The 25,066-nt window shown below is 47.1% G+C and carries 25 protein-coding genes and 1 other annotated feature; of the genes, 14 read left to right on the top strand and 11 right to left on the bottom strand.

Annotated elements, in window-relative coordinates; genetic code table 11:
• Positions 1-7 precede the first annotated feature (7 nt).
• On the top strand, positions 8-754 hold the full coding sequence (locus HPY31_RS19860; RefSeq protein ID WP_216675722.1) for an amino acid ABC transporter ATP-binding protein: 747 nt from the start codon (positions 8-10) through the stop codon (positions 752-754).
• 65 nt (positions 755-819) lie between these two features.
• Here the strand turns inward: HPY31_RS19860 and HPY31_RS19855 are convergent, their stop codons facing one another.
• Positions 820-1,083 carry a KTSC domain-containing protein gene (locus HPY31_RS19855; protein ID WP_012684821.1) on the bottom strand — a complete coding sequence of 88 codons (264 nt, stop codon included), beginning with the start codon at positions 1,081-1,083 and terminating at the stop codon, positions 820-822.
• A gap of 467 nt (positions 1,084-1,550) precedes the next feature.
• Here HPY31_RS19855 and HPY31_RS19850 point away from each other — a divergent pair, with 467 nt between their 5' ends.
• The 3 genes from HPY31_RS19850 (at position 1,551) to HPY31_RS19840 (ending at position 5,072) form a co-directional block, all read left to right on the top strand.
• A complete protein-coding gene (locus HPY31_RS19850; protein ID WP_012684822.1) occupies positions 1,551-1,877 on the top strand; it encodes a PadR family transcriptional regulator in 327 nt (108 codons plus the stop codon).
• A 4-nt stretch (positions 1,878-1,881) separates the two neighbouring features.
• Positions 1,882-2,637, top strand: coding sequence for a VanZ family protein (locus tag HPY31_RS19845; protein ID WP_172142166.1), 756 nt, complete (start codon positions 1,882-1,884; stop codon positions 2,635-2,637).
• Between the two features lie 140 nt (positions 2,638-2,777).
• Positions 2,778-5,072 carry a glycoside hydrolase gene (locus HPY31_RS19840; RefSeq protein WP_172142131.1) on the top strand — a complete coding sequence of 765 codons (2,295 nt, stop codon included), beginning with the start codon at positions 2,778-2,780 and terminating at the stop codon, positions 5,070-5,072.
• A 52-nt stretch (positions 5,073-5,124) separates the two neighbouring features.
• On the opposite strand, the gene HPY31_RS19835 is transcribed toward HPY31_RS19840, so the two are convergent.
• Positions 5,125-6,051: a LysR family transcriptional regulator gene (locus HPY31_RS19835; protein ID WP_172142130.1), complete on the bottom strand. Its 927-nt coding sequence runs from the start codon at positions 6,049-6,051 to the stop codon at positions 5,125-5,127.
• A 136-nt stretch (positions 6,052-6,187) separates the two neighbouring features.
• Here HPY31_RS19835 and HPY31_RS19830 point away from each other — a divergent pair, with 136 nt between their 5' ends.
• The 5 genes from HPY31_RS19830 to HPY31_RS19810 all read left to right on the top strand — a co-directional run bounded on the left by HPY31_RS19830 (position 6,188) and on the right by HPY31_RS19810 (position 11,972).
• Entirely contained in the window at positions 6,188-6,934 is a 747-nt protein-coding gene (locus HPY31_RS19830) for an SDR family NAD(P)-dependent oxidoreductase (RefSeq protein ID WP_172142129.1), read from the top strand.
• A gap of 152 nt (positions 6,935-7,086) precedes the next feature.
• Positions 7,087-7,347 (top strand): spore germination protein, encoded by a 261-nt coding sequence (locus HPY31_RS19825; RefSeq protein ID WP_172142127.1) that lies wholly within the window; start codon positions 7,087-7,089, stop codon positions 7,345-7,347.
• A gap of 123 nt (positions 7,348-7,470) precedes the next feature.
• Positions 7,471-8,616, top strand: a complete 1,146-nt coding sequence (locus HPY31_RS19820; RefSeq protein ID WP_172142125.1) for an alpha-hydroxy-acid oxidizing protein — start codon at positions 7,471-7,473, stop codon at positions 8,614-8,616.
• Positions 8,617-8,827: 211 nt separating this feature from the next.
• Entirely contained in the window at positions 8,828-10,954 is a 2,127-nt protein-coding gene (locus HPY31_RS19815; RefSeq protein ID WP_172142124.1) for a bifunctional diguanylate cyclase/phosphodiesterase, read from the top strand.
• 112 nt (positions 10,955-11,066) lie between these two features.
• Positions 11,067-11,972, top strand: a complete 906-nt coding sequence (locus HPY31_RS19810; RefSeq protein WP_172142123.1) for a DMT family transporter — start codon at positions 11,067-11,069, stop codon at positions 11,970-11,972.
• Between the two features lie 61 nt (positions 11,973-12,033).
• Here HPY31_RS19810 and nadD read toward each other — a convergent pair whose 3' ends face one another.
• The 4 genes from nadD to HPY31_RS19790 form a co-directional block, all read right to left on the bottom strand.
• On the bottom strand, positions 12,034-12,672 hold the full coding sequence (gene nadD, locus HPY31_RS19805; RefSeq protein WP_172142121.1) for a nicotinate-nucleotide adenylyltransferase: 639 nt from the start codon (positions 12,670-12,672) through the stop codon (positions 12,034-12,036).
• Between the two features lie 29 nt (positions 12,673-12,701).
• Complete coding sequence (locus tag HPY31_RS19800) at positions 12,702-13,247, bottom strand: cysteine hydrolase family protein (RefSeq protein WP_007729905.1); 546 nt, start codon at positions 13,245-13,247, stop codon at positions 12,702-12,704.
• Between the two features lie 28 nt (positions 13,248-13,275).
• Positions 13,276-14,064, bottom strand: a complete 789-nt coding sequence (locus tag HPY31_RS19795; RefSeq protein WP_172142119.1) for an NUDIX hydrolase — start codon at positions 14,062-14,064, stop codon at positions 13,276-13,278.
• A 153-nt stretch (positions 14,065-14,217) separates the two neighbouring features.
• Complete coding sequence (locus tag HPY31_RS19790) at positions 14,218-14,904, bottom strand: YceI family protein (RefSeq protein ID WP_172142118.1); 687 nt, start codon at positions 14,902-14,904, stop codon at positions 14,218-14,220.
• A gap of 279 nt (positions 14,905-15,183) precedes the next feature.
• On the opposite strand from HPY31_RS19790, the gene HPY31_RS19785 reads away from it, so the two are divergent.
• The 5 genes from HPY31_RS19785 to HPY31_RS19760 all read left to right on the top strand — a co-directional run bounded on the left by HPY31_RS19785 (position 15,184) and on the right by HPY31_RS19760 (position 20,708).
• Positions 15,184-15,867 carry a response regulator transcription factor gene (locus tag HPY31_RS19785; RefSeq protein ID WP_172142117.1) on the top strand — a complete coding sequence of 228 codons (684 nt, stop codon included), beginning with the start codon at positions 15,184-15,186 and terminating at the stop codon, positions 15,865-15,867.
• Positions 15,864-17,360, top strand: a complete 1,497-nt coding sequence (locus HPY31_RS19780) for a sensor histidine kinase (RefSeq protein ID WP_172142116.1) — start codon at positions 15,864-15,866, stop codon at positions 17,358-17,360. Before HPY31_RS19785 ends, HPY31_RS19780 begins: the two co-directional genes overlap by 4 nt.
• 49 nt (positions 17,361-17,409) lie before the next feature.
• Positions 17,410-17,651, top strand: a binding site (T-box leader).
• Positions 17,652-17,775: 124 nt separating this feature from the next.
• Positions 17,776-18,276, top strand: coding sequence for an Lrp/AsnC family transcriptional regulator (locus tag HPY31_RS19775; RefSeq protein WP_007722565.1), 501 nt, complete (start codon positions 17,776-17,778; stop codon positions 18,274-18,276).
• The gene (locus HPY31_RS19770) at positions 18,273-19,451 is read left to right on the top strand and encodes an aminotransferase (RefSeq protein ID WP_016741642.1); all 1,179 of its coding nucleotides are present in this window, start codon (positions 18,273-18,275) and stop codon (positions 19,449-19,451) included. Before HPY31_RS19775 ends, HPY31_RS19770 begins: the two co-directional genes overlap by 4 nt.
• 345 nt (positions 19,452-19,796) lie before the next feature.
• Positions 19,797-20,708 (top strand): aminoglycoside phosphotransferase family protein, encoded by a 912-nt coding sequence (locus HPY31_RS19760; RefSeq protein ID WP_172142115.1) that lies wholly within the window; start codon positions 19,797-19,799, stop codon positions 20,706-20,708.
• 71 nt (positions 20,709-20,779) lie between these two features.
• Here HPY31_RS19760 and HPY31_RS19755 read toward each other — a convergent pair whose 3' ends face one another.
• The 5 genes from HPY31_RS19755 to HPY31_RS19735 form a co-directional block, all read right to left on the bottom strand.
• On the bottom strand, positions 20,780-21,835 hold the full coding sequence (locus tag HPY31_RS19755) for a TolC family protein (RefSeq protein ID WP_172142113.1): 1,056 nt from the start codon (positions 21,833-21,835) through the stop codon (positions 20,780-20,782).
• A 213-nt stretch (positions 21,836-22,048) separates the two neighbouring features.
• Positions 22,049-22,195 carry a hypothetical protein gene (locus tag HPY31_RS19750; protein WP_172142112.1) on the bottom strand — a complete coding sequence of 49 codons (147 nt, stop codon included), beginning with the start codon at positions 22,193-22,195 and terminating at the stop codon, positions 22,049-22,051.
• Positions 22,188-22,379: a hypothetical protein gene (locus HPY31_RS19745; RefSeq protein WP_016741646.1), complete on the bottom strand. Its 192-nt coding sequence runs from the start codon at positions 22,377-22,379 to the stop codon at positions 22,188-22,190. Before HPY31_RS19745 ends, HPY31_RS19750 begins: the two co-directional genes overlap by 8 nt.
• Before the next feature lie 148 nt (positions 22,380-22,527).
• Positions 22,528-23,391 (bottom strand): hypothetical protein, encoded by an 864-nt coding sequence (locus HPY31_RS19740; RefSeq protein WP_172142111.1) that lies wholly within the window; start codon positions 23,389-23,391, stop codon positions 22,528-22,530.
• A 219-nt stretch (positions 23,392-23,610) separates the two neighbouring features.
• The gene (locus tag HPY31_RS19735; RefSeq protein ID WP_172142110.1) at positions 23,611-25,059 is read right to left on the bottom strand and encodes an amino acid permease; all 1,449 of its coding nucleotides are present in this window, start codon (positions 25,057-25,059) and stop codon (positions 23,611-23,613) included.
• Positions 25,060-25,066: the final 7 nt, after the last annotated feature.

Genomic DNA, 25,066 nt, shown 5'->3' with positions numbered 1-25,066 from the left:
GCGCAATATGGATATCATTCAAGTATCGAATCTAAAGAAATCGTTTGGAAATCAGGAAGTTTTGCGAGATGTCTCGTTTTCGGTGAAAAAGAACGAAGTCGTGGCAGTCATCGGGCCTTCTGGCTCCGGTAAAAGCACGATGCTGCGCAGCTTGGTCAACCTCGAGCAGGTGAATGGTGGTAGCATTCGTGTGCAGGATGATTATTTGGTGAAGGACGGCGTCTATGCCGGTAACCAGGAAATCAAACAGATCACGTCGAGAATGGGCATGGTCTTCCAGCATTTTAATCTGTTCCCTCATCTAACGGTGAAGGAAAATCTGGAGATTGCACCACGTGTAGTCAAAGGTGAGGTGTCTTCAGACATCCAGAGAAAGAGTGCAGAGCTCTTGGAAAAGGTCGGTCTGTCTGATAAGGCAGACGCGTATCCAGCGAAGCTCTCAGGCGGACAGAAGCAGCGTGTAGCGATCGCCAGAGCACTGATGATGAACCCGCAAATTTTGTTGTTTGACGAGCCAACGTCTGCACTCGATCCTGAACTGACGGGTGAGGTCCTGCAGGTCATCAAACAGCTTGCCCAGGAGCATATGACGATGATGGTAGTGACGCATGAGATGGGATTCGCACGCGAGGTGGCGAACCAAATCATGTTTATGGACAAAGGGGAATTCGTAGAGTCGGGGACACCGGAGCAATTGTTTACAAACGCTAAATTTGAGCGGACCAAATCTTTTTTGCATCGCGCGTTAAAATAGAGAAGATCAACAACAAATGCCCTCAGTGTCGAGAAGACAGACTGAGGGCATTTTGTATAGACAGGCTACATCACTTGATAGTTCAAGTACCGTTGGCTGATGAACGAATGAAAATGATCGCTGAACGAGTCAGCATTTAAAAACGCATTATAGGCGTAAGGAGTGACCCGACAGTAAACGAGCTCGCGTCCATCGTGAAAACGGATGTAGAGGTGGCTTGTGGCCAGATCGTAGCGTGCAGCTTTGATCAATTTCGAATCCAGTTCCTTGTAGGTAATTTCTTGAGGTTGATTCTGACGTGGCAGAAATTGGCGGAAAAAAGATCTCAATGTACGTGCAAACCCCTTTATCTAAAAATCGGCTTATCTATTTCTACGAGTCTTTATTTTACGCAAAAATTTGGATTCGGAATACAAAAATAGCACACCGATTGCAAAATAGGCTAAGAGAACCGTATTCAGAACAATCATTGGAAAGTGGGCAAGCATGTAAGTGCCTCCTGTTAGAGAGAATGAAGTCACGAATGAAAAGTAACCTGCTCCAAAAAAGTGAAAATCTTCTTTTTGCTTCGTTCTATGGGCCTATCATCTGGTTGAGTGTAGAAAGGAATGATTCATCTGAAAGTATGTAGACTCATGAATAACGTTGTCGAATATAGTCTATATTACCTATTTTATTATTGTCAATAATTACATAGCACTAAAAGTTCTGCCCGCAAATTCCCTTGATAAACTACCTTGTATCACGAGGTGTAGTGTGATAATCTCTAGGCATATCACAGGGAGGAGATGCTTTTGTGAACAAGGAGTTGTTGAAAGGAAGCATTGATCTATTGCTTCTCTCGCTGATCGCACAAAAAGATCAGTACGGTTATGAGTTGGCCAAGAAGATTCGCGATAAAAGCGATGAGCTGTATGAAATCGGTGAAGGCACATTATATCCTGCTCTTAAGAGACTGGAGACGCAAAAGGCAGTGGAGTCTTACTGGGGGGAAGCCAACGAAGGCGGACGCCGCAAATATTATCGGATTACCAAAACGGGCCAAGGGCTTCTGCAAGACAAGATGAAGGATTGGCAGAGCTTGAGTAGACTCATTTTGCTTTGCAATGAGGGAAGTGAGTAAACGAATGAAGCTCGAAGAATATGCAGAACAGGTTGTCAGTCGCTTGCCATGCTCGAAATGGGAAAAGCAGGATGTCAAAGATGAGCTGATGGATCATTTGAATAGCTTGAAAAGTGAGCTGGTCGAAGAAGGCTATGAAGAACAGGAAGCCATTTTACTGACCATTCAACGATTTGGTTCGACGAAAGCAATCAGTCAGCAACTGTCTGAGTCCATGCCGCTCATTGATAAATACATCCGCAAATGGGTTATGACCTTGTTTTTCTTGTATGTAGCTATCTCTGGTTATCTCTTGTTATTGTCACCGGATCGCTTCCGACGCAGAGCTTTTACCCTGGAATGGAAGCAAAGAATGCTGGAATACGGCGTCCCGCAATATACGCATTTGTTCCAAAATACGAAACCATTTCAAACCTTGGTGGATTACGTTTTTCATTATGACAATTACAGCTTTGGCACTGTCATGTATAACCTGGTTGGCAATGTCATGTTATTTGTTCCGCTCGGGTTGTTACTGCCGTTGATATTTATGTCCTTTCAAAGCGTGCATCGCGTGTTCTTTCTCACGCTTTCGGCCAGTCTCATCATCGAAACCTTGCAGCTATTGTTTTCGTTAGGCAGCTTTGATGTTGATGATTTGCTGCTAAACGCACTCGGCGGTTTAATTGGCTATGGGATATTTCGAGTAGGGGCGGCGCTGATCCGCAAGCGACGGAACTATAACAAATTTGATGACGATCTGTCTGCCTCCTCTTTTTAGCAGGACAAAAGTTGTAAAAGCTTTTTGAGTGACCGGGGTCGCACAATTGTAAGGCGGCCTTGGTAAAGGCTTTGGCCATTTTTTTTGTATATGTACATCGTATTACGATATACATAGCGAATCGATTTAGGAGGGTTTTTATGAAACGATCACCGATTTTCCTCATAGCATTTGTGCTTTTGCTCCAATTCGTAGTTGGCTGTGAGAGCAACAAGGCTACCGAACAGTTACAGTCGAAGCAGCATGCAGATTTTACTTTTGATGTGAAGCCAGATACCTTCGAAGTATTCGTCGAGAGAGACGGGATGAAGGAAAGTGCTTCAGAGCCGATGCCTGCGCGTAAGGTAACGAATGTACAAAAAGGTGAGCAAGAGATTGCTTGGAGCTACCCAGACGATCAGCTGGATGTCTCGATCAAAAAGAAAGAGGATTATTTGCAAATCACCCTAACCTCCACAGGAGCAGAGAGCTTTTCCTGGCCGACAGTAAAAGGAGCAGGCTACATGGTGCCCTTGGGAGAAGGGAAATGGATTCCTGCGAATGACAGCAAATGGAAGTCCTTTTTAAAAGAAGAGAGTCTTAGCTTTGCTGAGTCTTTTTCCATGCGCTTTTTTGCTGTGAACAAGAGCAAGTATACGCTGATGTACGTCGTGGACAATTTGTTTAACAACACCGTTGATTTTGTCGTTGATCCGACGATTGGGTTTACGTTTTCGCACGAGTTCCCCAAGATTAATCCGGACAAGACCTACGGGTTCCGCTTGTATGTCACAGACAACGATCCGGTTAGTGTAGCAGGTGTTTACAAGCAATATGTCAAGGAGCAGGGAGGACTGCTGACCCTGGCTGAAAAAGCAAAAGCCAATCCGAATATTGAAAAGCTTTACGGCGCTCCGCATTTTTACTTGTGGAACAAGAGCTTCTTATCGGTCAACGATGTGAAATGGAATGCACTGAAAACGAAACTGAACGCGAGCTTCATCGGGGCACTTGAGAAAATCCTGGCTTCCAATGAAGTGGACGGAAAAGAGAGCATCCAGCAATTCCGCGAGATTCAGAAGCAGGATTACGTCGCCGATTATCAAAAGAAAGCACTCCTTAGCGGGTTGAATTATGCTTTGCGTTCCCGTGAGTTTTACAATCCGCAGCGATTTCCACATGTCGATGAAGAGGTAAAAAGATCGTTTGGAAAAGGGATCGACACGTTGACAGAATCACAGCTGTACGACATGAACAAAAAGGTGCTGAAAAGTGTGCTCCAAGATGTCGTTCCACCTGTGGAACAGTGGGGGAATGAAGACTCTACTGATCTCTTGAAAGAAATGAAAGCGGCGGGGATTGATCGGGCATGGATCGGTTTGCCGGATTGGACAGCAGCCTACATGAAGCCAGCGTTCATTCAAAAGGCGAATGAGACAGGCTATTTGATCGCCAGCTACGATTCCTACCATTCGATTCATCAGGAGGAAAATCCCGATTGGAACACGGCTATTTTCAAGGATAAGAGCTTGTACGAGAACGCAACGATCTCAAAGAAAAATGGAGAGAAGAAAGCTGGTTTTCTCCAACAGGGGAGATTGCTGAATCCGACTCTATCACTGCCGAGTGTCAAACAGCGCATGGATGAAATCATGAGTAACGATGTTGCTTTTAATTCGTGGTTTATTGATGTGGATGCAGCAGGAGATTTCAACGATGATTATTCGCCACAGCACACGACGACTGAGGCAGAGGATCTGAAGGCAAAGCTTGCGCGTATGGACTACATTCGCGATGAAAAGAAGTTGGTTATCGGGTCTGAAACTGGAAATGATTTCGCTAGCCGGAGTATCGCCTTTGCGCATGGCATTGAGACGCCTGTCATCAAATGGGCCGATCCGGACATGCGAAAAAACAAGCAAAGCCCGTATTATGTAGGAGGCTACTGGTCCCCGGCGGGAGAGGTCCCAGAACGATACGCCAAACAGGTTCCGATCAAGGAAGAGTATCGCCATGTATACATTGATCCTGCCTATTCTTTGCCACTGTACAAGCTCGTGTACAATCATGCAGTGATCACGAGCCATCACTGGGAGTGGGGCAGTCTGAAGATCAAGGATGAAGTCGGCACCCGTATGCTCAAGGAGCTGCTTTACAATGTACCGCCGCTTTATCATTTGGATAAAAAAATGTGGGATACAAACCAAGCATTAATCACGAACTATTTGAAGGTATGGTCTCCTTTCCATAAAAAAGCGGTGCAGCAAGAAATGACCGATTATCGCGTCTTGTCCGAGGACAGGCTGGTGCAGAAGTCGGTTTATGGCGAGGATTTGCAAGTGATCGCCAACTTCTCAGAGCAAGATTTCACATACGAGGGGCAAGTGGTGAAGGCTAGATCAGCTCTGATTATGAACGGGAACGATAAACAAACCTTCTTTGCTCCAGCGCAGTAAGAACGATTTGAAAAAGGCTGTCCGCGAAAATGAAGCGGCGGCCTTTTTTATGCTAAGGAGTGGGTGGGTATTTCTTGCTTTTCAAATCGTATTGGAGTCGATTGATGAAGTTCATGGAAATACGGGAATAATGCCGTTCCTCCGAGCGTACCCACCCATAATAGACGGGCTGTTGATAAGGAATATCCAAATCAAGCGTAATTGAATCGGAGTCTTGCAAATGAGGTTCATGAACAAAAGAGTAGTCCAGTCCGATGGTTACCGCGAGATTTTGCCGGATTGCATTGCGGAGCGCTTCTGTGTTGTTTGACGTAAACAAAATGTCGACGGGACCGTAAGTCGCGGCAAAATCCTCTACGAACCATTTGACGTAGTCGTCGTTGTACAGGACGAAGGATTGCTTGCGAAGCTCTTCAGGTGTGACGGAATCCTGGTAGGCAAGTGGCGAGTTTTTGCCTACACCAACGACCATTTTTCCCTCTAGCAACTGTTCGAACACCAAGCCGAGGCCTTCGCTCTTTTTGAGAAGGTTCTCATGGATAATGACCAGACCAATGTCCAGCTTGTCCTGGAGAATGTCCTCTAATATTTCCTGTGTGCCTTTTTCGGCAATTTCGGTACGGATGTAAGGATAATCTTTTTTAAAGCTCGCGACGGCATCGACCAGAAGATTCATGGGGCCGGGAATGGTCGCCAGCCTGAGCTCTCCACTCAACGTGTTCGTATAGTTTTGTGCTTCCTCCCAAATCTCCTGGATCTTTCCCAATGCTTCAAACGCTTTTTTGATGATGATGCGCCCTTCAGAGGTCGGTACCGCTCCGAGACGCGAACGCGAAAAAAGAGTAACGCCCAGCTCAGCTTCCAAACTGGAGAGCGACTGGCTGATGGCGGAGAGTGTGACATGCTTGTTCTGAGCGGCTTTGGTCAAGGAGCCTGCCTTCGCTATTTCTACGATATATTCCAGTTGTTCCAGATGCATTTGGTAAGATCACATCCTTTAGTCGTACTTAAGGAAGGGTAAGTATGTTTACATATTTTTAAATATAAAAGAGTCCTATAATGAAAGCAAGGCAAGAGATCAGGTACAAGAGACATAATAGATGGAGGCGTTTACCATGGCGAGACTCGAAGGGAAAGTAGCGATCGTAACAGGTGGAGCAAGTGGAATCGGGGAAACGACCGTCCGTCTCTTCGCAAAAGAAGGGGCGAAAGTCGTGATTGCTGACTTCTCCCCACGTGGAAATGAATTGGCGGAAGAGCTGAATCAAGCGGGCTTCGATGCGTTGTTCGTGAAAACGGACGTAACGAAAGAAGACGAAGTAAAAAATATGGTGAGCGCCACTGTAGGAAAGTACGGAAAGGTAGACATTTTGTTTGCCAATGCGGGTATCGCGAAAGACGCACCTGGTCATCTGTTGAGCCTGGATGACTGGCAAAGAACAATTGATATCAATCTGACTGGCGTATTCTTGTGCGATAAATATGTCATCGAGCAAATGCTGGCGCAAGGGACTGGCGGCGCGATTGTCAACTGCGGCTCGATCCATAGCCATGCCGGAAAAGCTGGTGTGACAGCATACTCTTCCGCGAAAGGTGGCGTGAAGCTCCTGACCCAGACACTGGGACTTACGTATGCCAAGCAAGGGATTCGTGTAAATGCGGTCTGCCCGGGCTACATTGATACACCACTAATTGCTGGGCGCAATGAGGCTTTGAATGAGCACTTGATCGGGTTACATCCGATGGGACGCTTGGGTAAACCAGAAGAAGTCGCTCAAGCCGTTCTGTTCCTTGCCAGCGACGATGCCTCCTTCGTCACTGGGACAAGCCTGCTGGTCGATGGCGGTTATACCGCACAGTAAGATATTCTTTATCCTCGCGTAGATTTGTCTACTCGGGGAGATTTTTTTTGCTAAGACTCATCGGACAAATGCCCTCGACCATCGTCCAAGCGGGCGCAAAACCGTTCGAATAGGATGGGAATAAGCGATTACGCAACGGGGAGGGAGGAGTTTTGCCAACTTTTATAGGCAAGGTGACCATTACCAATAATGTCGGGAATATCAACTTTGGCGATACGGCAAACAACTCTCCGAAAAGTGTAATCAAATCGTTTTCCGGTTCGGGTGGCAACAATAGCGGCAATGTAGTGAAGGTCATCAATGAAAATAGCCAAACCAATACATGGGTGGGTTCAGGGGCTGCTGGAATGAAGACAGTGAAGGAAAAGAAACGGGTCCGTCGCACAGCCCGAAAGTGCAAAAAGAAAAAGTAGCCTTGAAAAAGGCGTGTGTGAAAGTGGACAAGCTCGACAATAGCGTTTAGATTAAGACTATTGCGAATTTATGTGAATTGAGATAAAAAAGATGAAAGACGTCGTAGAAAGGAAGCAAACCAGATGACGAAAACAAATGAGGAATCACTCTTATTTACCCGTGTGAACAAGGACACGCAGGCACTGCCGATTTCTATTGAGGATTGGGAGAAAAAGGCGCGAGAGGTTTTGCCAGATGGGCCATTTGATTATGTTGCCGGGGGATCAGGGGCAGAGGAAACACTGGTAGAAAACCGGACAGCTTTTTCTCGTTGGGCAATCATTCCACGGATGATGCGGGATGTAACGAATCGCACGCTTGGTATTTCGATGTACAATCAAGCGTTGCGCACACCGATCTTTTTGGCACCTGTAGGCATGCAGACGATTTCACATCCCGATGGAGAGCTGGCGTCTGCCAAGGCGGCAGCAGCAGCTGAAGTGCCGTTCGTAGCCAGTACAGTTTCCGCCCACTCACTCGAGCAGATTGCTGAAGTGATGGGCGAGGCATATCGCTGGTTCCAGCTCTATTGGTCGAACGATCGAGAGGTTTCTGCGAGCATGGTCAGACGAGCGGAAAAGTCAGGCTATTCTGCCATTGTCCTCACGGTAGATACCGTCATGCTAGGGTGGAAGCGCAGAGACTTCCGCAACGGGTATTCGCCACTGCGCGAAGGAAGAGGACTGGCGAATTACTTGACCGACCCTGTTTTTTGCTCGCGACTCCCTGAGGTAACACCGGAGAATGCAGTGGAGGAAGTGTTGAAAAACATTTATCATCCAGCACTGAATTGGAACGATATCGCCTTTTTGCGTGAGCATACCCGTCTGCCGATTTTGGTAAAAGGCATTTTGCATCCGGATGATGCGCGCCTTGCCCTAGAGCATGGTGTAGATGGAATCATCGTCTCCAATCACGGGGGGCGGCAGATGGATGGCGCCATTTCTACGCTGGATGCGTTGCCAGCGATTGCCGAGGTGGTAGCTGGCAAAATACCTATCTTGCTCGACAGTGGCGTGCGTACAGGAGCAGATGTCGTTAAAGCGATTGCTTTAGGGGCGAATGCCATTCTGATTGGTCGTCCATTCTTGTATGGATTGGCTGTTGCCGGAGAGCAAGGCGTAGCGAGTGTGTTAGATACACTTATTCATGAATTTGACGTTGCGATGGCGCTGTCTGGAAGCAATTCTACCGCAGACCTTAATCGCAGCATTCTTGCCCGGTTGTAAGGAATGCAACCCGTTTATACCCATTGTTGAAAAAAGTGAGCCAGGCTACCTGCACTGGTTCATTTTTTTCGCAAAAATGTAATTTCTACTGCAGCTGTTTTCGTTGATCTTTCGGAAAAACATGGTAAAATGGAACGAACTTGTATTCAGAACGTTACGATCCTTCTGTAAGGATCATTTTTTTTGACTGTATCCAAAGCAGGTGATGGAAATGAAAAACCAAACGATGTCTTCACTGACACCCCAAGATTGGGTAGGGCTACTACGCGAAAAAGATGGTGAGCTGAACATGGTTGTGAATGAGCTGGCAGATGTCAAATACGCTTTGGACCAATCCACGATCTTGGCAATTACGGACCATAAGGGGATTATTTTGCGGGCAAATGAGCAATTTTGCCGCATATCGAAATACGAACGAAGCGAATTGATTGGAAAAGACCATCGGATTCTTAATTCGGGTTACCATCCGAAGGGCTTTTTTAAAGAAATGTGGGCTTGTATTCGAGCTGGTCAGGTCTGGCGGGGTGAAATTCGCAATCGCGCAAAGGATGACAGCTATTATTGGGTCGATACAACCATTGTGCCATTTAAGAACCAAGCGGGCGAAATCTATCAATACCTTTCCATTCGCAGTGATATCACAGCTCGCAAGCAGATGGAAGACGAGCTCAAGCGGAGTGAAGAAAAGTATCGCATCATCGCAGAAAACACGTCGGATATCATCAGCATCATCAACCTGGATGGGGAGTTTCTCTATTTGTCTCCGTCTCACAAGCGCGTATGGGAGCATACCGTTCCTGATGAGGAAATCCATAACCTGTTCGAGTGGATTGTGGAGGATGACCGAGATATTTTTGCTTATGCGATTCAGCATGCCTTCTCTACGCGTAAGGAATACATGGTAGAATGCCGAATTAATACCCAAAGAAACGATGTTATCTGGACGGAAAGCAAAATCAATCCGATTATGGATGAAGAAGGAAATGTAACCAAGCTGCTTCTCGTTACCCGTGACGTCACCGACCGGAAACAGTCCGAAGAGACGATTCACCACTTGGCTTATCACGATGCGTTGACAGATCTGCCGAATCGACGAATGTATGTCCAACAGCTCAGCAAGGAAATGATGCAGGCCAAGCGTTTCCAATCGAGTCTGGCTGTGCTGTTTTTGGATTTGGATCGCTTCAAGGATGTGAACGATTCATTCGGTCATGATGTAGGGGATATGTTGCTGATCGAAGCATCCAAGCGTCTACAGGCATGTCTCAAGCCAGGAGATGTTGTGGCTAGGTTGGGTGGAGATGAATTTACGATTATGCAGAACCAACTGCTAGATCGCAACGAAGCGACTGCGTTGGCAGAGCAGATCATGTATCAGTTGCAGCGGCCGTTTGAATTGGAGGGCCATGTATTCAACGTGTCGTGCAGCATCGGCATCGCCTTGTACCCGCAGGATGGGGACAATCCCGAAGATTTGTTGAAAAGAGCCGATACAGCATTGTATACCGTGAAATCGCGCGGGAAGAATGGCTATGACTTTTTCGATCCGACGATGGAGGCGAAGTCGCTGGAGCGTATCTTGATGGAAAATGAGATGCGGAAAGCCATTGAACAAGAGCAGTTCCAAATTTACTACCAGCCCAAAATCGATATCGCGACAAGTGCGATGACAGGCATGGAGGCGCTCGTCAGATGGGTGCATCCAGAGCTGGGCATCATTCCGCCGAATCGCTTTATTCCAATCGCTGAAGAGACAGGGATGATCCTGGCGCTTGGGGAATGGATTTTGAAACAGGCGTGCAAACAAAACAAAAACTGGCACGATCAAGGATATACGCTGAAGGTCTCTGTGAATTTGTCAGCGAGACAGATCTATCAAAAAGATCTGGTCGAGATGATCAAGGATATTCTTCAGGAAACACAACTGTCTCCTCATTGGCTGGAGCTCGAGATTACGGAGAGCATTTTTGTCAAAATGGAAGAGGCGACGGCAGTTCTGCAACAGATTCGGGACATTGGAATCCAAATTTCGATTGATGACTTTGGGACAGGCTATAGCTCGTTTAGTTATATTAAAAGCTTGCCAGTCGATACGATCAAAATTGACGCCTCGTTTATTCGCGACATTCACCACAACCAAGAGAGTCAGGCGATTGTAAAAGCGATTGTTACCATCGCACAAAGTCTCAATATGAATGTCATCGCTGAGGGAATTGAGCTCCATGATCAAGTAGCGGCTTTGAAGGAAAATGGCTGTGACCACGGTCAAGGCTATTTGTTCAGCAAACCGCTTCCGACAGATGATTTCGATCAGTTATTGCGTCAAGAGCTGCATTAATATGGCAGGAAGGAAAGCCGGGTGAGAACATCCGGCTATTTCTTTTGTGTGGTACTATAGGAGGCGGACAAAAACATAAGTGCAAGTGTGCAGCTAGAAAGGGAGGCCCCTTGTGGGAAAGTTTTCGGGTAAGACTGTTGTCGCGATTGCAAGTTTGGTGTTGATGTGGGGATTAAGCTGGTCGATCTACAAAATGTCACTCGCCTATACGCCACCGATTTTATTCGCAGGAATGCGTTCGCTGATTGGTGGACTTCTGCTTGCTTTATTCATTTTACCGAAATGGAAAAAGATCAACTGGCGTGAAAACTGGTTGCGCTATTGTATATCTGCCTTTCTGAATACATTGTGCTTTTACGGCATTCAGACGGTTGGACTCGTGTATTTGCCAGGTGGATTATTCTCTGTGTTGGTGTACTTCCAGCCAATCTTGATTGGACTCTTTGCCTGGTTGTGGCTGGGTGAGAGCATGACGGTGCTCAAAATCATTGGGCTGATCATGGGATTCCTCGGGATACTTGCGGTCAGTGCAGATGGACTGACTGGACAGGTTTCCATCGTGGGCGTCATTTTAGGCTTGTTGACGGCTCTGACATGGGCGATGGGCGTGATCTATGTGAAAAAAGTCAGTGCCAAGGTAGATTCGCTGTGGATGGTTGCCATGCAATGCATCATCGGTGGCGCGGCCTTAACTCTTCTGGGGACAGGCGTAGAAAGCTGGTCCGACATCGTCTGGAATGCACCCTATCTGATCGGTCTCAGTTATGGAGCTACATTTGGTGTGCCGATTGCCATTGTCATTTACTTTGGACTCGTGAATGCAGGCGAAGCGAGCAAGGTGGCTGCCTTTACGTTTCTCGTGCCGCTCATCGCAGTCTTCACTGGTACCATTTTCATGGACGAGCCGGTAACGTATTCCCTCATCGCCGGTCTGGTATTGATCGTGTGCAGTATATGCTTAGTGAACTATCAGAAAAAAATGCGACAGCCTGCAATTGCCAATCATCTCAATCGTTGATGGAGAAAACAAAGAAAACAGCCGACACTTCACACAGGGTCGGCTGTTTTTCTTATGGAGACTATACGGAGGGTTCTTTGTAGATTCCATTTTCATAAATGTACTGAAGGCAAGCATCGGGCAACAGGAAGCTGGGATCGCCGCCCTTGCGGATTTCGTCTCGGATGTAGGTAGAGCTGATTCCCATGTTGATGCCCTTGCTCATAATGAGGAAATGCTCGTCATGATTGCGCAGCAGCGCGTCATCCGCAATCAGGTCAGCTGTCGGATAGCCTTCGCGCGACATCACGATGAAGTTGAAGCCTGCGACTAGCTTTTCAGCGTTGCCCCAGTTCGATAGTCCCTCTAACAAATCCGATCCCATGATGAAAAAGAGCTCGTCGTTCGGGTACTTCCTTTTCATGTGCATCATCGTATCGTACGTATAGGTTTCACCTGGCAAGGCATCCATTTCGACTGTTGAAATCTCGAAAAGAGGTTCGCCAGCTTTGTTTGTTTTGTGTGTACTGCCAGCCAAAGCCAATTTGAGCATGTGCAAGCGATGGGCGTCCTCTGTCTGCAATTTTTTATCATGACGCTTTGAAGAGCAGGGTACGAAAATGACTTTGTCCAGTCGTCTCCGATGAGCGACGGTCGCAGCCGTGAACAAATGACTGTACGTGATGGGGTCAAAGCTGCTGCCATAAATACCGATTCGCATAAAAATTGCCTCCTATCGTCATGAGCCCGTTATTTTTTTCGAACAGTCATGCCAAGCTGGTTTTGAAAATGACCGAGAGCCCATTTGTGACCTTCGGGAAGAAAGCTCGCTACTGCATCCTCGTGGATGACGACAGAAAAGCCGTTATAAAAGCCTTCAATCGCTGTATGCAGCACGCAAATGTCTGTGCAGACACCTACTAGATGAATCTCAGTGATGCCTCTCGTGCGCAACAATAGCGCAAGGTCGGTGCCCTGAAAAGCACTGTAGCGCGTCTTATCCATCCAGTGAATCGTATCTTCGAATTCCTCGTAAATCTCCTGAATGCTGCCATACAAATTCCGGCCAGCCGTACCGATAATATTGTGCGGAGGGTAGAGTCCGGTTTCAGGGTGGTACGGGTCCTGCTCGCGATGAGCGTCGACTGCCATGACGACAAAGTCGCCTTCTGCGAGGAAGTCACGGATCAGCTCTCCAATGCGTCCTTCAATAGCCTGACCAGGTTCTCCACAAGTCAATGCACCATCTGTCGCAACAAAATCATTCGTGTAGTCGATCACAATCAAAGCTTTCATAGAAAAAACCTCCTGAATGTGGACTTTTTTAGTAAATCATGGCAGTTGGCGTAAAGCCAGTAAAGCGATAGAGCTTAGCTGGCGAATTCGAAAACTCGGTCGAGTAGACAGGCTGTCCGTCAGCTGATAGAACTGGCTCGAGAAGTCCTTGCCGTCTGGTTGTCGCAAGTAAGCGCCGCTCAAAATTGCCGCGATCTTTTGCCAAAAAGGATGGAACGACGGTCTCGATCACTTGCAGTAATTCACTCAAGGTAAACTCATCTGGCAAAAATGCTTTGGCGATAGTCGTTTGCAGCATCTGCTCACGAACGCGCTGTAAGGCGTCAGTCAAAATTTCACGATGATCAAAAGCGAGGTTGAGGGCAAAGGCTTCCTCAATCGGAAACAACTGCGCGTCTGATGCATCGTCGTTTGCCTGTGCGTGCTTTAATAAGTCTTCATGAACGAGGGAGACATAGGCAACACTTGGGATCCAACCACGAGGGTCTCTTCCCGGCTTGTAGTACGTCTTCAGCTGTTCGATGTGTACATCGCGGTCAATGTTCGTCTCTTCTTTTAACTCACGATAGGCGCATTCGTCCAGTGTCTCTGATTCATGGGAAAAACCGCCAGGCAAGGCCCATTGCTCTCCAAATGTGTTGCTCTTTCGCTTGATCAGAAGAACGGCCAATTGCTTGAGTGGCAACGATTTGGTTTTCGTTTGGCGCGGGATGGAAAGGATCGTAAAAAGGCAAATATCTGTCGGAAGTCCATCCGGCGAGCGGTACTTTTTGGTACGAAAGTGGATGCGTTTGGCTCGAAGGGGAGACGTATTCACAAGATCATCCTTTCCGTTTGCTCGAATCTGTTCTTATACTTTCATATTATGATATTGTTTTAACAATGTCAATATTACAATGTAAAATTCTGTGAAAAAAGACGCCTGTGAAGGTCAGACGTCTCCGTAAGCAGTTCGCGCGAAAAGGACTGATTAAACAGCATCCAACGCGAGTCTCAGTGTAATCGTAATGTTTTCCTCTGCTTTGGCCACGATCGTATGAGGGCTAGTCAATCCGAAGTCACCAAACGTTACGACGGAAGTTCCCTCCAATTGCAGCTTGCCTTGGGAATAAATCGCGTCAGCATCAATTTTTACGTCTTTGGCAATTCCTCTTACGGTCAGGACGCCATTGATGGTGAACGAAGCCTTTTGTCCTTCTGTCCATGTGGATGGCCAGTTTTCAAAAGATTTCGCTTCAAAAGTAGCAGCTGGATGGACGGCCGTATCAAAGTAATCAGGAGATTTGATATGGGTGTCGCGTTTTTCATTACCGGAGTTCAGCTTATTCAAGTCAGCAGAAGCTGTTGCTTTCATTTGGTCGGGTGCAGAGAGGTTCACATCCCAACTGCCAGTAATGCCGTCCATTTCAAAGTTTACCGTTTCTTTCGACGTTGTTACGGAGAAATAGACTTTGGACTGGTCATTAATCGTCCATTTTTTATTCAGTTGATCTGCTGTCAGAGGCGTAGAGGAAGCGGTAGATGAGGCTACGGCTACCGCAGCTGCAGGCCGGATCTCCACATGGTTTCCCACAAAATAGTCATAGAGCATGTAACCCCCGATACCAACCACGAGTGTGGCAACTGAGGCAGTCAGGATAACCGAATTCTTTTTCATTATTGGATAACCTCCATGTTTTTGAAGTGTTCAGACTTGGGGCGTATGTATTTGGCTTCGCAAGGATCATTATGAGAGAGGAAGCTGAGTGGGTCTTGAAAGCTGGCTGAAAGTTTGTTGAACGTGCAAGGGCAAGAGAATGATCAACGTTTTTCTATTTAATTTACATTTTTTGGTTTATTATTTTACAAAAAGCTTTCAGCTCGTACTCAGGGGATATTCAGCAAACATTCAGCTACGCTTATCCTGTTCAGGTAAAATAGAGGTGAGGTGAAAGAAATGAGCCTAAACAAAGGCATTAAAATATTGCTTGTCGATGATGAGCCGACCATCCTGCAATTTTTGGAGATGGGTCTTGAGAATGAAGGCTTCCAAGTATTGACGGCACAAGATGGGATGACGGCCGTGACCATGGTGAAGGAGCATCAGCCGCATGTCGTCATTCTCGATGTGATGATGCCTGGCATGGATGGCTTCGAGGTATGCCGGATGCTGAAAAAGATACAGAATGTAGCGACGATTATGCTGACAGCCAGAGAAGACGTGGAGGATCGGGTAAAAGGGCTGACTCTCGGTGCCGATGATTATATGATCAAGCCGTTTAGCTTTGAAGAGCTGCTTGCCCGTATCCATGCGCGGATTCGTAATCATTACCCACATCTGCTCTCTAAGTTACACCTCGGCCCATTTCAGATCGATGACAGGCGAAAAGAAATTACCTACGTGGACACGCTTCTGGAGCTATCGCCAACGGAATACGCTTTGCTGAAATATTTGGTGACAAATCACGGCTTGGTGCTGAGTAAACCAATGATTCTGGATAACGTGTGGGGCTATGATTTCGGTGGGGAGGAGAATATTGTCGAGGTGTACATTCGTTCCCTGCGTGATAAATTGAACGATCGTCAGCATCGGATTATTCGCACATTGCGCGGTGCGGGCTATCGGGTTGATTTTGTATGAAGAAGAATCGAAACAATCAATGGTCCTCCTTCCTAGAACCGAACTCTTTGCGTTATCAACTGCTGTCTCGTTCGTTATTTATCTTATCTGGGTTGCTGCTTCTAATTGGAATGATTCAATACTTATTGATGGAGCAATTCTTGTATCGCAGCAAAGCGGAAAGCTTGTTAAATCTGGCAGTCACTCTTCCGTATCAGGTCTTGGAGGACACGGAAACGCTCCCAAAGAACGATCAGTATGTCAGTGCGTTGCTTTCCTTGCATACACCCGATATCAAGTATGCCTTTATTGACAACGACGCAAATGTAACGGAGCTGTTTACGAATCCGAGCGAAGGGTATTCCCCGCGCTTTCCGGAGAGTCTATACCGCGAGATCTTGGCTAGTGGCGTATGTACTTTTAAATACAAAATTTTGGAAGGTAGTACTGGTACGGATTATTTGGTCGTACTGGCACCCATCCGTTCACCTGATCAGCTGCAAGGAATTGTACAGCTGAGCACCCCTGTCGGCTCGATGCGAGAGGTGCTGTTTCCACAGTTGATCATTTTCTTTTCTGCATCTGCACTCGCCTTGCTTATAGGTTTGTTAACCTATGTGCCTGTTCTTCGTCGTACGCTGAACCCACTTTCGCGTATTGAGGTTACCGTTGAGCGGATTAATGCGGGTAATTTGGATGAGCGACTGCCAATGGATCAAGGCCAAATGGAGATTGATCAATTATCGGCGGTCTTTAACGGAATGCTGGAACGCTTGGAAACCTCCTTTAAAACTGAGCAGGAAGCTGGGGAGCGGATGAGGCGTTTTGTAGCGGACGCTTCGCACGAGTTGCGAACACCGCTGACATCCATCCATGGTTTTTTGGAGGTGCTGTTGCGCGGTGCGGCAGCAAATCCCGAACATTTACAGAAAGCATTGAAAAGCATGCACGGCGAGACAGAGCGGCTAAACAAACTCGTCAACGATTTGCTGTACCTGGCTCGGATGGATCGGGAACCGGCTTTCCTTTTGCAAGAAGGGCAGTTGGACGCAGTCGTGCACAGTATGGAGTCGCAGCTCTTGGTGCTGGCCGGAGACCGAAACGTTCATTTCCGCGTAGAACCGAATGTTACGGTTGCTTTCGACTGTGACGGAATGAAGCAAGTTATTCTCAATCTGTTTCAAAATGCGGTGCAGCATACTGACTCTGTGAATGGTGAGATCGGGCTTACATTGGGCAAGATTGCCAATGGGATTGAACTGACGATCAAAGATAATGGGGTCGGAATTGCACCAGAGCATGTCCCACATGTATTCGACCGTTTCTACCGGATTGAATCCTCGCGTGCGCGCAAAAGCGGAGGTGCTGGGCTGGGGCTGTCGATCACCCAATCCATCGTAGAAAATCATCGTGGAAAAATTGACGTACAAAGCAGCTTGGGAACAGGGACGGTGTTTCGCGTCTGGTTGCCTAACGGTTTGAAAGAGGTTCAGCAGACAGAAGTTGTTGGTTGACAATGAGAGAAACCGTCATTTATAATCTGAGACATTCAATAAAACAACTAACACAGCCGTGAAAAGGAAAGTAAAAAAGGGATTTTGACGTCCAGAGAGTTGCCTGTTAGCTGAGAGGGCAGCCGCGAACTCTTTTTGAAAGCCACCTTGGAGCTCTGCTTTTGAAAATGCCAAGTAGAAAGCAGCGGATGGCCCACGTTATGGGGCGCATGTCTACGTAGACAGCACGAGTTTGCCTTTTGTGAAAGGGGCAAAAAAGCTGAGTGGTACCGCGATACCTTCGCCTCAGCAACCGGATTCATGGAAATCATGAGTCTGGTTGCTGGGGCTTTTTGCTTTCTGACGTCGTTCAAAAAGTCGACTACTTGAACACGTACTTATGTAAAAAATAAAGAGAAAACTGGAGTGGTGGGGCATGGATCGCTTGAAGCAAAGAGAGCTGTTGCACCTGTTGGAAGAAGACAGTCGCATGAGCGCTGAGCAAATCGGAAAAATGATCGGAGAGCCAACCGAGGTCGTTGAGCAGACGATTGCAGCATTGGAAGCCGAGAAGGTCATTGTCAAATATCCAGCGCTGGTGAATTGGGAGCGTGTGGACGATCATCCGTACGTGAACGCGATGATTGATGTGAAAGTGACGCCGAAGCGCGATGTCGGCTTTGATGAAGTGGCAGAGCGAATTTGCCGTTTCCCAGAAGTGAAGGCTGTTTACTTGATGTCTGGTGCAAGCTATGACTTGTCGATTATTTTGGAAGGCAAAACGATGAAAGAGGTAGCCACTTTTGTTTCGCAAAAGTTGTCCACTCTCGATTCAGTTGTCTCAACAGCTACACATTTTATTTTGAAACGCTACAAGCACGATGGCATTGAGCTGGAAGATCGTGACGAAGATCACAGAATGGTGGTTACGCCGTGAGTACACAAGTCAAAGTCAAAAACCGTTTATCCAGTACAGTTCAATCGTTGAAGCCATCAGGAATTCGCCGCTTTTTCGATTTGGCAGCATCGATGGAGGGAGTCATTTCCTTAGGTGTAGGGGAGCCTGATTTCGTCACTCCTTGGCGCATGAGAGAAGCTTCGATTTCTTCCTTGGAGCGTGGACATACAGCATATACATCCAATGCAGGTATGCTACCATTACGCGTGGAAATTCAGAAATACTTGGAAGAACGTTTTTCGGTCAGCTATCATCCAGAGACAGAAATTCTCGTGACGGTTGGTGCCAGCGAAGCGATTGATATCGCGCTTCGTGCCATTCTCGATCCAGGTGATGAAGTATTGGTCGTAGAGCCTTGCTATGTCTCCTATGAACCAGTCATTCGCTTGGCTGGCGGGGTGCCGGTTTTCCTGAAAACAACGATGGAAAACCAGTTCAAGCTGACACCGCAAGAGCTGGAGACGCACATCACCGAGCGTACTAAAGCAATCATTTTCTGCTATCCAAATAACCCGACCGGGGGGACGATGACGGCTGAAGAGTGGAAAACACTTTTGCCGATCATTGAAAAGCACGACCTTATGGTGATCTCCGATGAGATTTATGCGGAGCTTACCTACGGTCGCATGCACGAAAGTATCGCGGCTCTGCCAGGGATGAAAGATCGGACGATCCTGATCTCCGGTTTTTCCAAAGCATTCGCGATGACCGGCTGGCGTCTGGGATATGTCTGCGCGTCACCTGATTTGCTCGCAGGCATGCTGAAAATCCATCAGTACACCATGCTGTGTGCACCGACAATGGCTCAGATGGCTGCATTGGAAGCACTGCGCCATGGACGTTCGGATATGGAACGAATGATCGAGAGCTACCGTCAGCGCCGCAATTATGTGGTAGATGGATTCCGTCATATCGGTTTGACTTGCCATGAGCCGGACGGAGCATTCTACGCATTTCCATCTGTAGCTTCAACAGGTCTCAGCTCTTCTGAGTTTGCGGAGAAGCTGCTGATGGAGGAAAAGGTAGCAGTCGTACCTGGAGATGTGTTCGGTGAAAGCGGAAAGGGACATATTCGTTGTTCTTATGCAACATCGATGGAGCAGTTGAAGAAGGCGCTGGAACGTATGGAGCGCTTGATGGGACGACTGTCCTAACATTTTCCGGGAAATAAAGGGGGGGCGGCTTTCAAGCTGCTCCCTTTTTGGTGAAGTGGCTGTGGTGGGGAAGAAGCGCATTTCCAGTCTGCACTTCGGCCTACGCCCCGCAAGGGGGATTCACTGGCCGCTTCGGAAAAAATGGCGGGAGCGCTTCAAACGTTGAGGTTTCGATGGAGTGTTTCATAGGTGAAGCTGAAATTCCCCGCCATTTTTTCCGAAGCTGGGATGGCTCCAGAGGCGCTTGACTGGAAATGCGCTTCTTCTTACGCGGCTGCGGTAAAGGAACAGCTTGAAAGCTAATGCAAAAGGATGTTTTGCAAGTAGTTCGAGGAGGGATTCTTAATGATTTCACTGCCGACCCATTTTACCCAAACAGTTGTGAGCGTTCATGAAGAAGCAGGTCGTCTCTGGCTCAATTCCTTTCATGAGCTGATTGCCGAATGCGAAGCACGGTGGTTATTAAAAGTGCTTGAGCCGTTTCCACTCTCCTATAACTTTGTAGCACCAGTTGTGTTGCAGGATGGGAGGAGCGCGGTGCTGAAGCTGGGAGTGCCTGGACTGGATTGGCAGAGAGAGCTGGCAGCGATTCGGGCTTTTGCAGGCAGGGGAATGGTGCAGCTGCTCGATGCGGACGAGGAAAAAGGGATCATGCTTTTGGAGCGCATCATGCCAGGAGAGACGCTGGACAAGCTGAGTAGCGAAGATGAGCGAATGCAATGCTTGGCGGACGTGATCAAAAGAATGCATACACCCGTTTCGAAAGGTGGCAAGCTTGCGCCTACGTTTCCGACGATAGCAGACTGGGCTGTGGGACTGGAAAAGCTTCGCCCTCATTTCCAAGGGGGGACAGGACCGATTCCCGAGCAAATGGTGGAGCGGGCTATGCAATGGTACAAAAAGCTTCTCCCCACACAAAAAGAACTGTGCCTGTTGCATGGTGATCTTCATCATGAAAATATTTTGCGCGCAGAAAGAGAGCCGTGGTTGGCAATTGATCCAAAAGGACTGATCGGGGAGAGGGAATACGAGGTGATTCCGTTTTTGCTGAACCATTTGCCAGAGGATGGGGTAGAAGAGGTAATGAAGCAGCGGGTCGATGGGCTGACGAAGGCGCTATCTTTGCAAAAAGAGAGAGTGTTGGCGTGGGCGTATTGCCATAGTGTGCTATCGGCTTGGTGGTTTATAGAGGATTTTGGTGTAGACGGTGGTCGTCTGGTGATGCCGGGAGTTTTTGAGAGATTGTTAAATGAGTAAGGGCTTCACCCTTTGAGATGAAGCCTTCTTTATTTTAAATGAATAAATGAGATCCTTCGTAATGAGGAATATTAATAGCCAGTTGACTGGTTCAAGGTGGTAACAGCGAGATTGTATTGATAAACCGATTCAATTGCTTTTGTTTCAGAGTCAAACAGGCTTGCTTCGTTTTCCATCAGTTCTTTCATGGATGCTCTCCCTAATCTATATTGATCGATTGTTGCCTGATAGCGCTCCAATGCGGTTTCTTTCTTTGTTGTACTTTCTTCTAATGCCTTTTTCGCCGCCAGTACCTTCGTATAGTTGTCACTTACTTCTTGACCGATTTTCTTTTGCGTTTTTTGTTTTTGCAGTTCCGCTTTTTTGTGCTCATTTTTTGCAATTATTCCTTTATGTGTGCTTAGTGCCGAATACTCTGCCGTGTAATCAATTCTTACTTGGGTAAAGTCTATTTCTGCTTGCGCCTTGATCATCTCAGGACGCTTTTCAAAAGCTTTTGCTTGCAATTGCTCCAGGGAAAGCAGCTCGTGCTGGGTCAGATCAGTCGCGATCATTCTCCATTGTCTGTCTGCTTTTTCATTCAATAAATCGTTGAGCTTGGCCAATGCTTGCTTGTAGCTGGCTTCAAGGGCAGCAAGATTTTTGTGAGCCTCTGTTTCTTGGGAGTTCAACCAGTACTGTCTTTGCAAGCTCTTCTTTTGCGCTTTGATTTTGGCGTCTAATGATTGGACTTCGAAGAAAGCTTTATGTACTTGCAATTGAACGGAGTTTTTTTGTGTATTCAGGGCTACTTCATCGAAAACCACTTCTTTGATCGCTTTGGCGGCGTCCTCGAATTTCTTTTTTGCATCAGCCAGAGTTATGACGTCGGTTTTTTTGATTCCTTCTTTTTCTCTTAGTGTGATGGATGTTTCATACTCCGTAATATCTAATTCAAGCCGAAGCAGCTCCAGATCAATGCTGGACTTTATTGCCTGTTCGACTGCGAAATCTAGCGACAAAGGGGAAAGATCCGTCTGTTCCGCAGTGGCTACGAGTGGAGCGGCCAGAGCAAAATGGGCGCCACCTGTGAGGAGAGAAGTGACTAAAGTTGTGCTATAAATGTGTTTGAAAAGCCTAGATTTCATGGGGATCCTCCTGATTATATATACGACTATGATAATGATTCTCATTGGCAAATCCATAAAAAGTATATATTTCCAACACAATTTCGTCAATGAAAAAATGTTTTCACCACGTTCTTGGTCAGAAATCCAAAAGAAATCCCCTTCCGGAAACAGGCAAAGTGAGCATCTGCCTGTTTCCCCAAAGGGGATTTGTTTTTCATAATGGGAAAAGTACTATTCTTTGTCCCTGTTTTCTTTGTTTTCCGTAGCCGATTTGGCAGTTTGGTCCAATGTCCCTTCCTTTGGCGTAAGGGAGTAACCATGCATATTGCTTCCGTTATAACCCATGTCGGGCTTTTCCTGTGAGGTACGATCAGTCATTTGCTTCCCCCTTATTTTGTCCAGTGGATGTAGAGTCTTGCTGCACATACGGATTGTCGACGTCATTTGGTTCCTTGTCCAGATTGGTACGGATTGCGAGTATTGGACTAGTGGGAGGTTGAGCGATCAGTCTGTCATCCAGTTGCTTGAAATCAGGCAGGTCGTTTTCGCGATTGTCATCCATGTTCGTCTCCTCCTTTATGGATTAGTATATCCACCACCTGCCTGTACATTTCCTTAAATGGAAAAGCAACGGGACTCGGACTACACCAGAAAAAACAGCCCCAGTCCCAGAAAGTTCGGGAGGGGCTGTGCCGATCATCTTTGTGCAGTTAACTCGTTTTCTTGACCAGGCTCTTCATAAAAGAAGCAAGATTCGTTTGTAGCAATGATGTGATATCGGAAAAGGGAGCATCTTCAGTGAGCGTATTCATTTGACGAACAAATTCAGTGGTGTCCTTTGTATTTACATTCTCAAAGCGGTTAGTGATTTTTGTATTTTTTAAATCGGAGAGAAGCGTAGCTTGTTCGTTTCGGTATTGTGTGATCCAGTCAGGACGATGTTGCAGCTTTTTGACGAATTGAATCAGCATGCTTACTTTCTCTGTTTGATTGGTTGTGGCCGCTTGCATTTTTTTATAGGCTTCCGGGTCATACCGCTCCATCAGCTTGGATGGATTAACATAGTCGTTCGGCGCCCCTTGTGGTTTTTGCGGAAGCTCTACGTAGCTGACACTGCCAGTTGCAGGGTCAACCTTTCGTGTTTTGGCAACGCCTGCGAGCAGATGGAGGGTATCCAAAAATTCAGCAGCATTTTTCCCATCAGCCATGTATTGATCTGCTAAATATTTGCCTTGGGTTAAACCGACTTCTACCAAAGCAGCTCTTTCTTCATCGGTGTAGGTGGATTGGGAGTTGAAAAAGTTTCGCTCCAGGATGTGGTCAAAGGCTTTACGAGCCTCAGGTGGTTTATCTGCGAAAATTTTATCCAAACGCTCATTAATCTCCGTGCTAAAGAAAAATTGGACGCTGTGATGTTCGATGGCATCAGCAGGTAGCTCGCGTGCCTTGTGTGAACGAAGGTCTACCGTATCGGGTTTGGGCAATCCCAGACTAGTTCCTGTCACCATTTTAGGTGCAGTTTGGCTAGTTGGGAGCTGGGGGGGTAGGTAGCGGGAATACGAGTGGATTTGCATGTTCTACTCTCCTCACATGGATTCATGTTCAGTCGTGAAGGCAGGGAGATCATGGTTACCCTTTATCAGATGACTAGTATGAGTTGTGAGGACAGAAGGAAACGGATCTCAATTGCTTCTTTTCTATACTATCGGTTATTTTAGGGCAGTTTTTAATAGGGTGGCAAACATGAAAAAGGACTCCCGTCTAGATCACGGGAGTCCGAAATTTTTCTTCGATTATTTCGTGTATTCATCCATACTGAAGTCTACTTGTTCAAGAGGGACGACCTTGGTCTTTTGGCTGATTTTATAAGCGAGCCAAATGAGTAAGAAGAGTGGTAGGCCAATGTAAGAGACCAGGACGCCATACCAGTCGACCGTTCCCCCCATAAATGCGGAGTAGTTTTGCCCCAAAATAACGATACAGCAAATGATGAAGGCAAAAATCGGTCCAAACGGGAACCACTTTGCTCGATAAGGCAATTCGCTTAAGTCTCGACCCTGAGCGATAAACGCTTTGCGAAAACGGTAGTGACTAATGGCAATTCCCAGCCAAGCGATGAAGCCTGACATACCGGACGCATTCAAAAGCCATACGTACACTTCGCCCTCCCCAAACAGAGAGGACAGAAAAGCAAGGGCGCCGATGAGCGCAGTCAAGATCAAGGCATTGATCGGTACGCCGTTACTTGTTACTTTTGCGAACCATTTTGGTGCTTTTCCTTCTTTCGCCAAGTTCCACAGCATGCGTGTAGAGGCGTACATGCCAGAGTTACCAGCAGACAATACAGACGTAAGAATAACGGCATTCATGACGGACGCTGCAAAAGCAAAACCGGCATTTTCAAATACAATCGTAAACGGACTGATCGCAATATCCGTAAGGTCGCCACTGATCAGATTTGGATTATCGTATGGAACCAGCAACCCGATGATCAAAATAGCGAGGATGTAGAAGAGCAGGATGCGCCAAAAAATTTGACGGATGGCCTTCGGAATATTGCGGGCAGGGTCTTCGCTCTCCCCAGCTGCTACTCCAACCAGCTCTGTTCCTTGGAAAGAGAATCCGGCAATCATAAAGACACCGAGCAGAGCCATGAAGCCGCCATTGAATGGCGCGTCGCCTTTGGTGAAGTTTTGGAAGCCAACTGCTTGACCACCCATAATGCCAAAAATCATCAACACACCGACAATAATAAAGATGATAACCGTTACTACTTTAATCAAGGCGAACCAATATTCAGATTCTCCATAGGCCTTCACAGACAGGAGATTCAAGGCAAACAGCAATCCGAGGAACAAAGCGCTCCACACTATCGCTGGGGTATCCGGGAACCAATATTTCATAATGAGTGCGGAAGCTGACAGCTCGACGGCAATGGTAATCGCCCAGTTGTACCAGTAGTTCCAACCGAGAGCAAAGCCGAGAGATGGATCGACGAACCGTGTGGCATACGTCGAGAACGAACCGGAAACAGGCATAAAGGCCGCCATTTCCCCCAAGCTGGTCATTAAAAAGTAAACCATGATACTAATAGCGAGATAGGCGACTAAAGCTCCACCTGGTCCGGCGGAATGAATCGAGCCTCCACTCGCGAGAAACAATCCCGTCCCAATCGAGCCGCCGATGGCGATCATCGTCAGGTGTCGGGCTTTCAAACCACGTTGCAATTGATTTTGTGACATAAGCTGC

Origin of the sequence: Brevibacillus sp. HB1.3 (assembly GCF_013186635.1) — a bacterium.
Lineage (GTDB): Bacteria > Bacillota > Bacilli > Brevibacillales > Brevibacillaceae > Brevibacillus > Brevibacillus brevis_D.
This window is presented reverse-complemented; position numbering and strand designations above follow the sequence as displayed.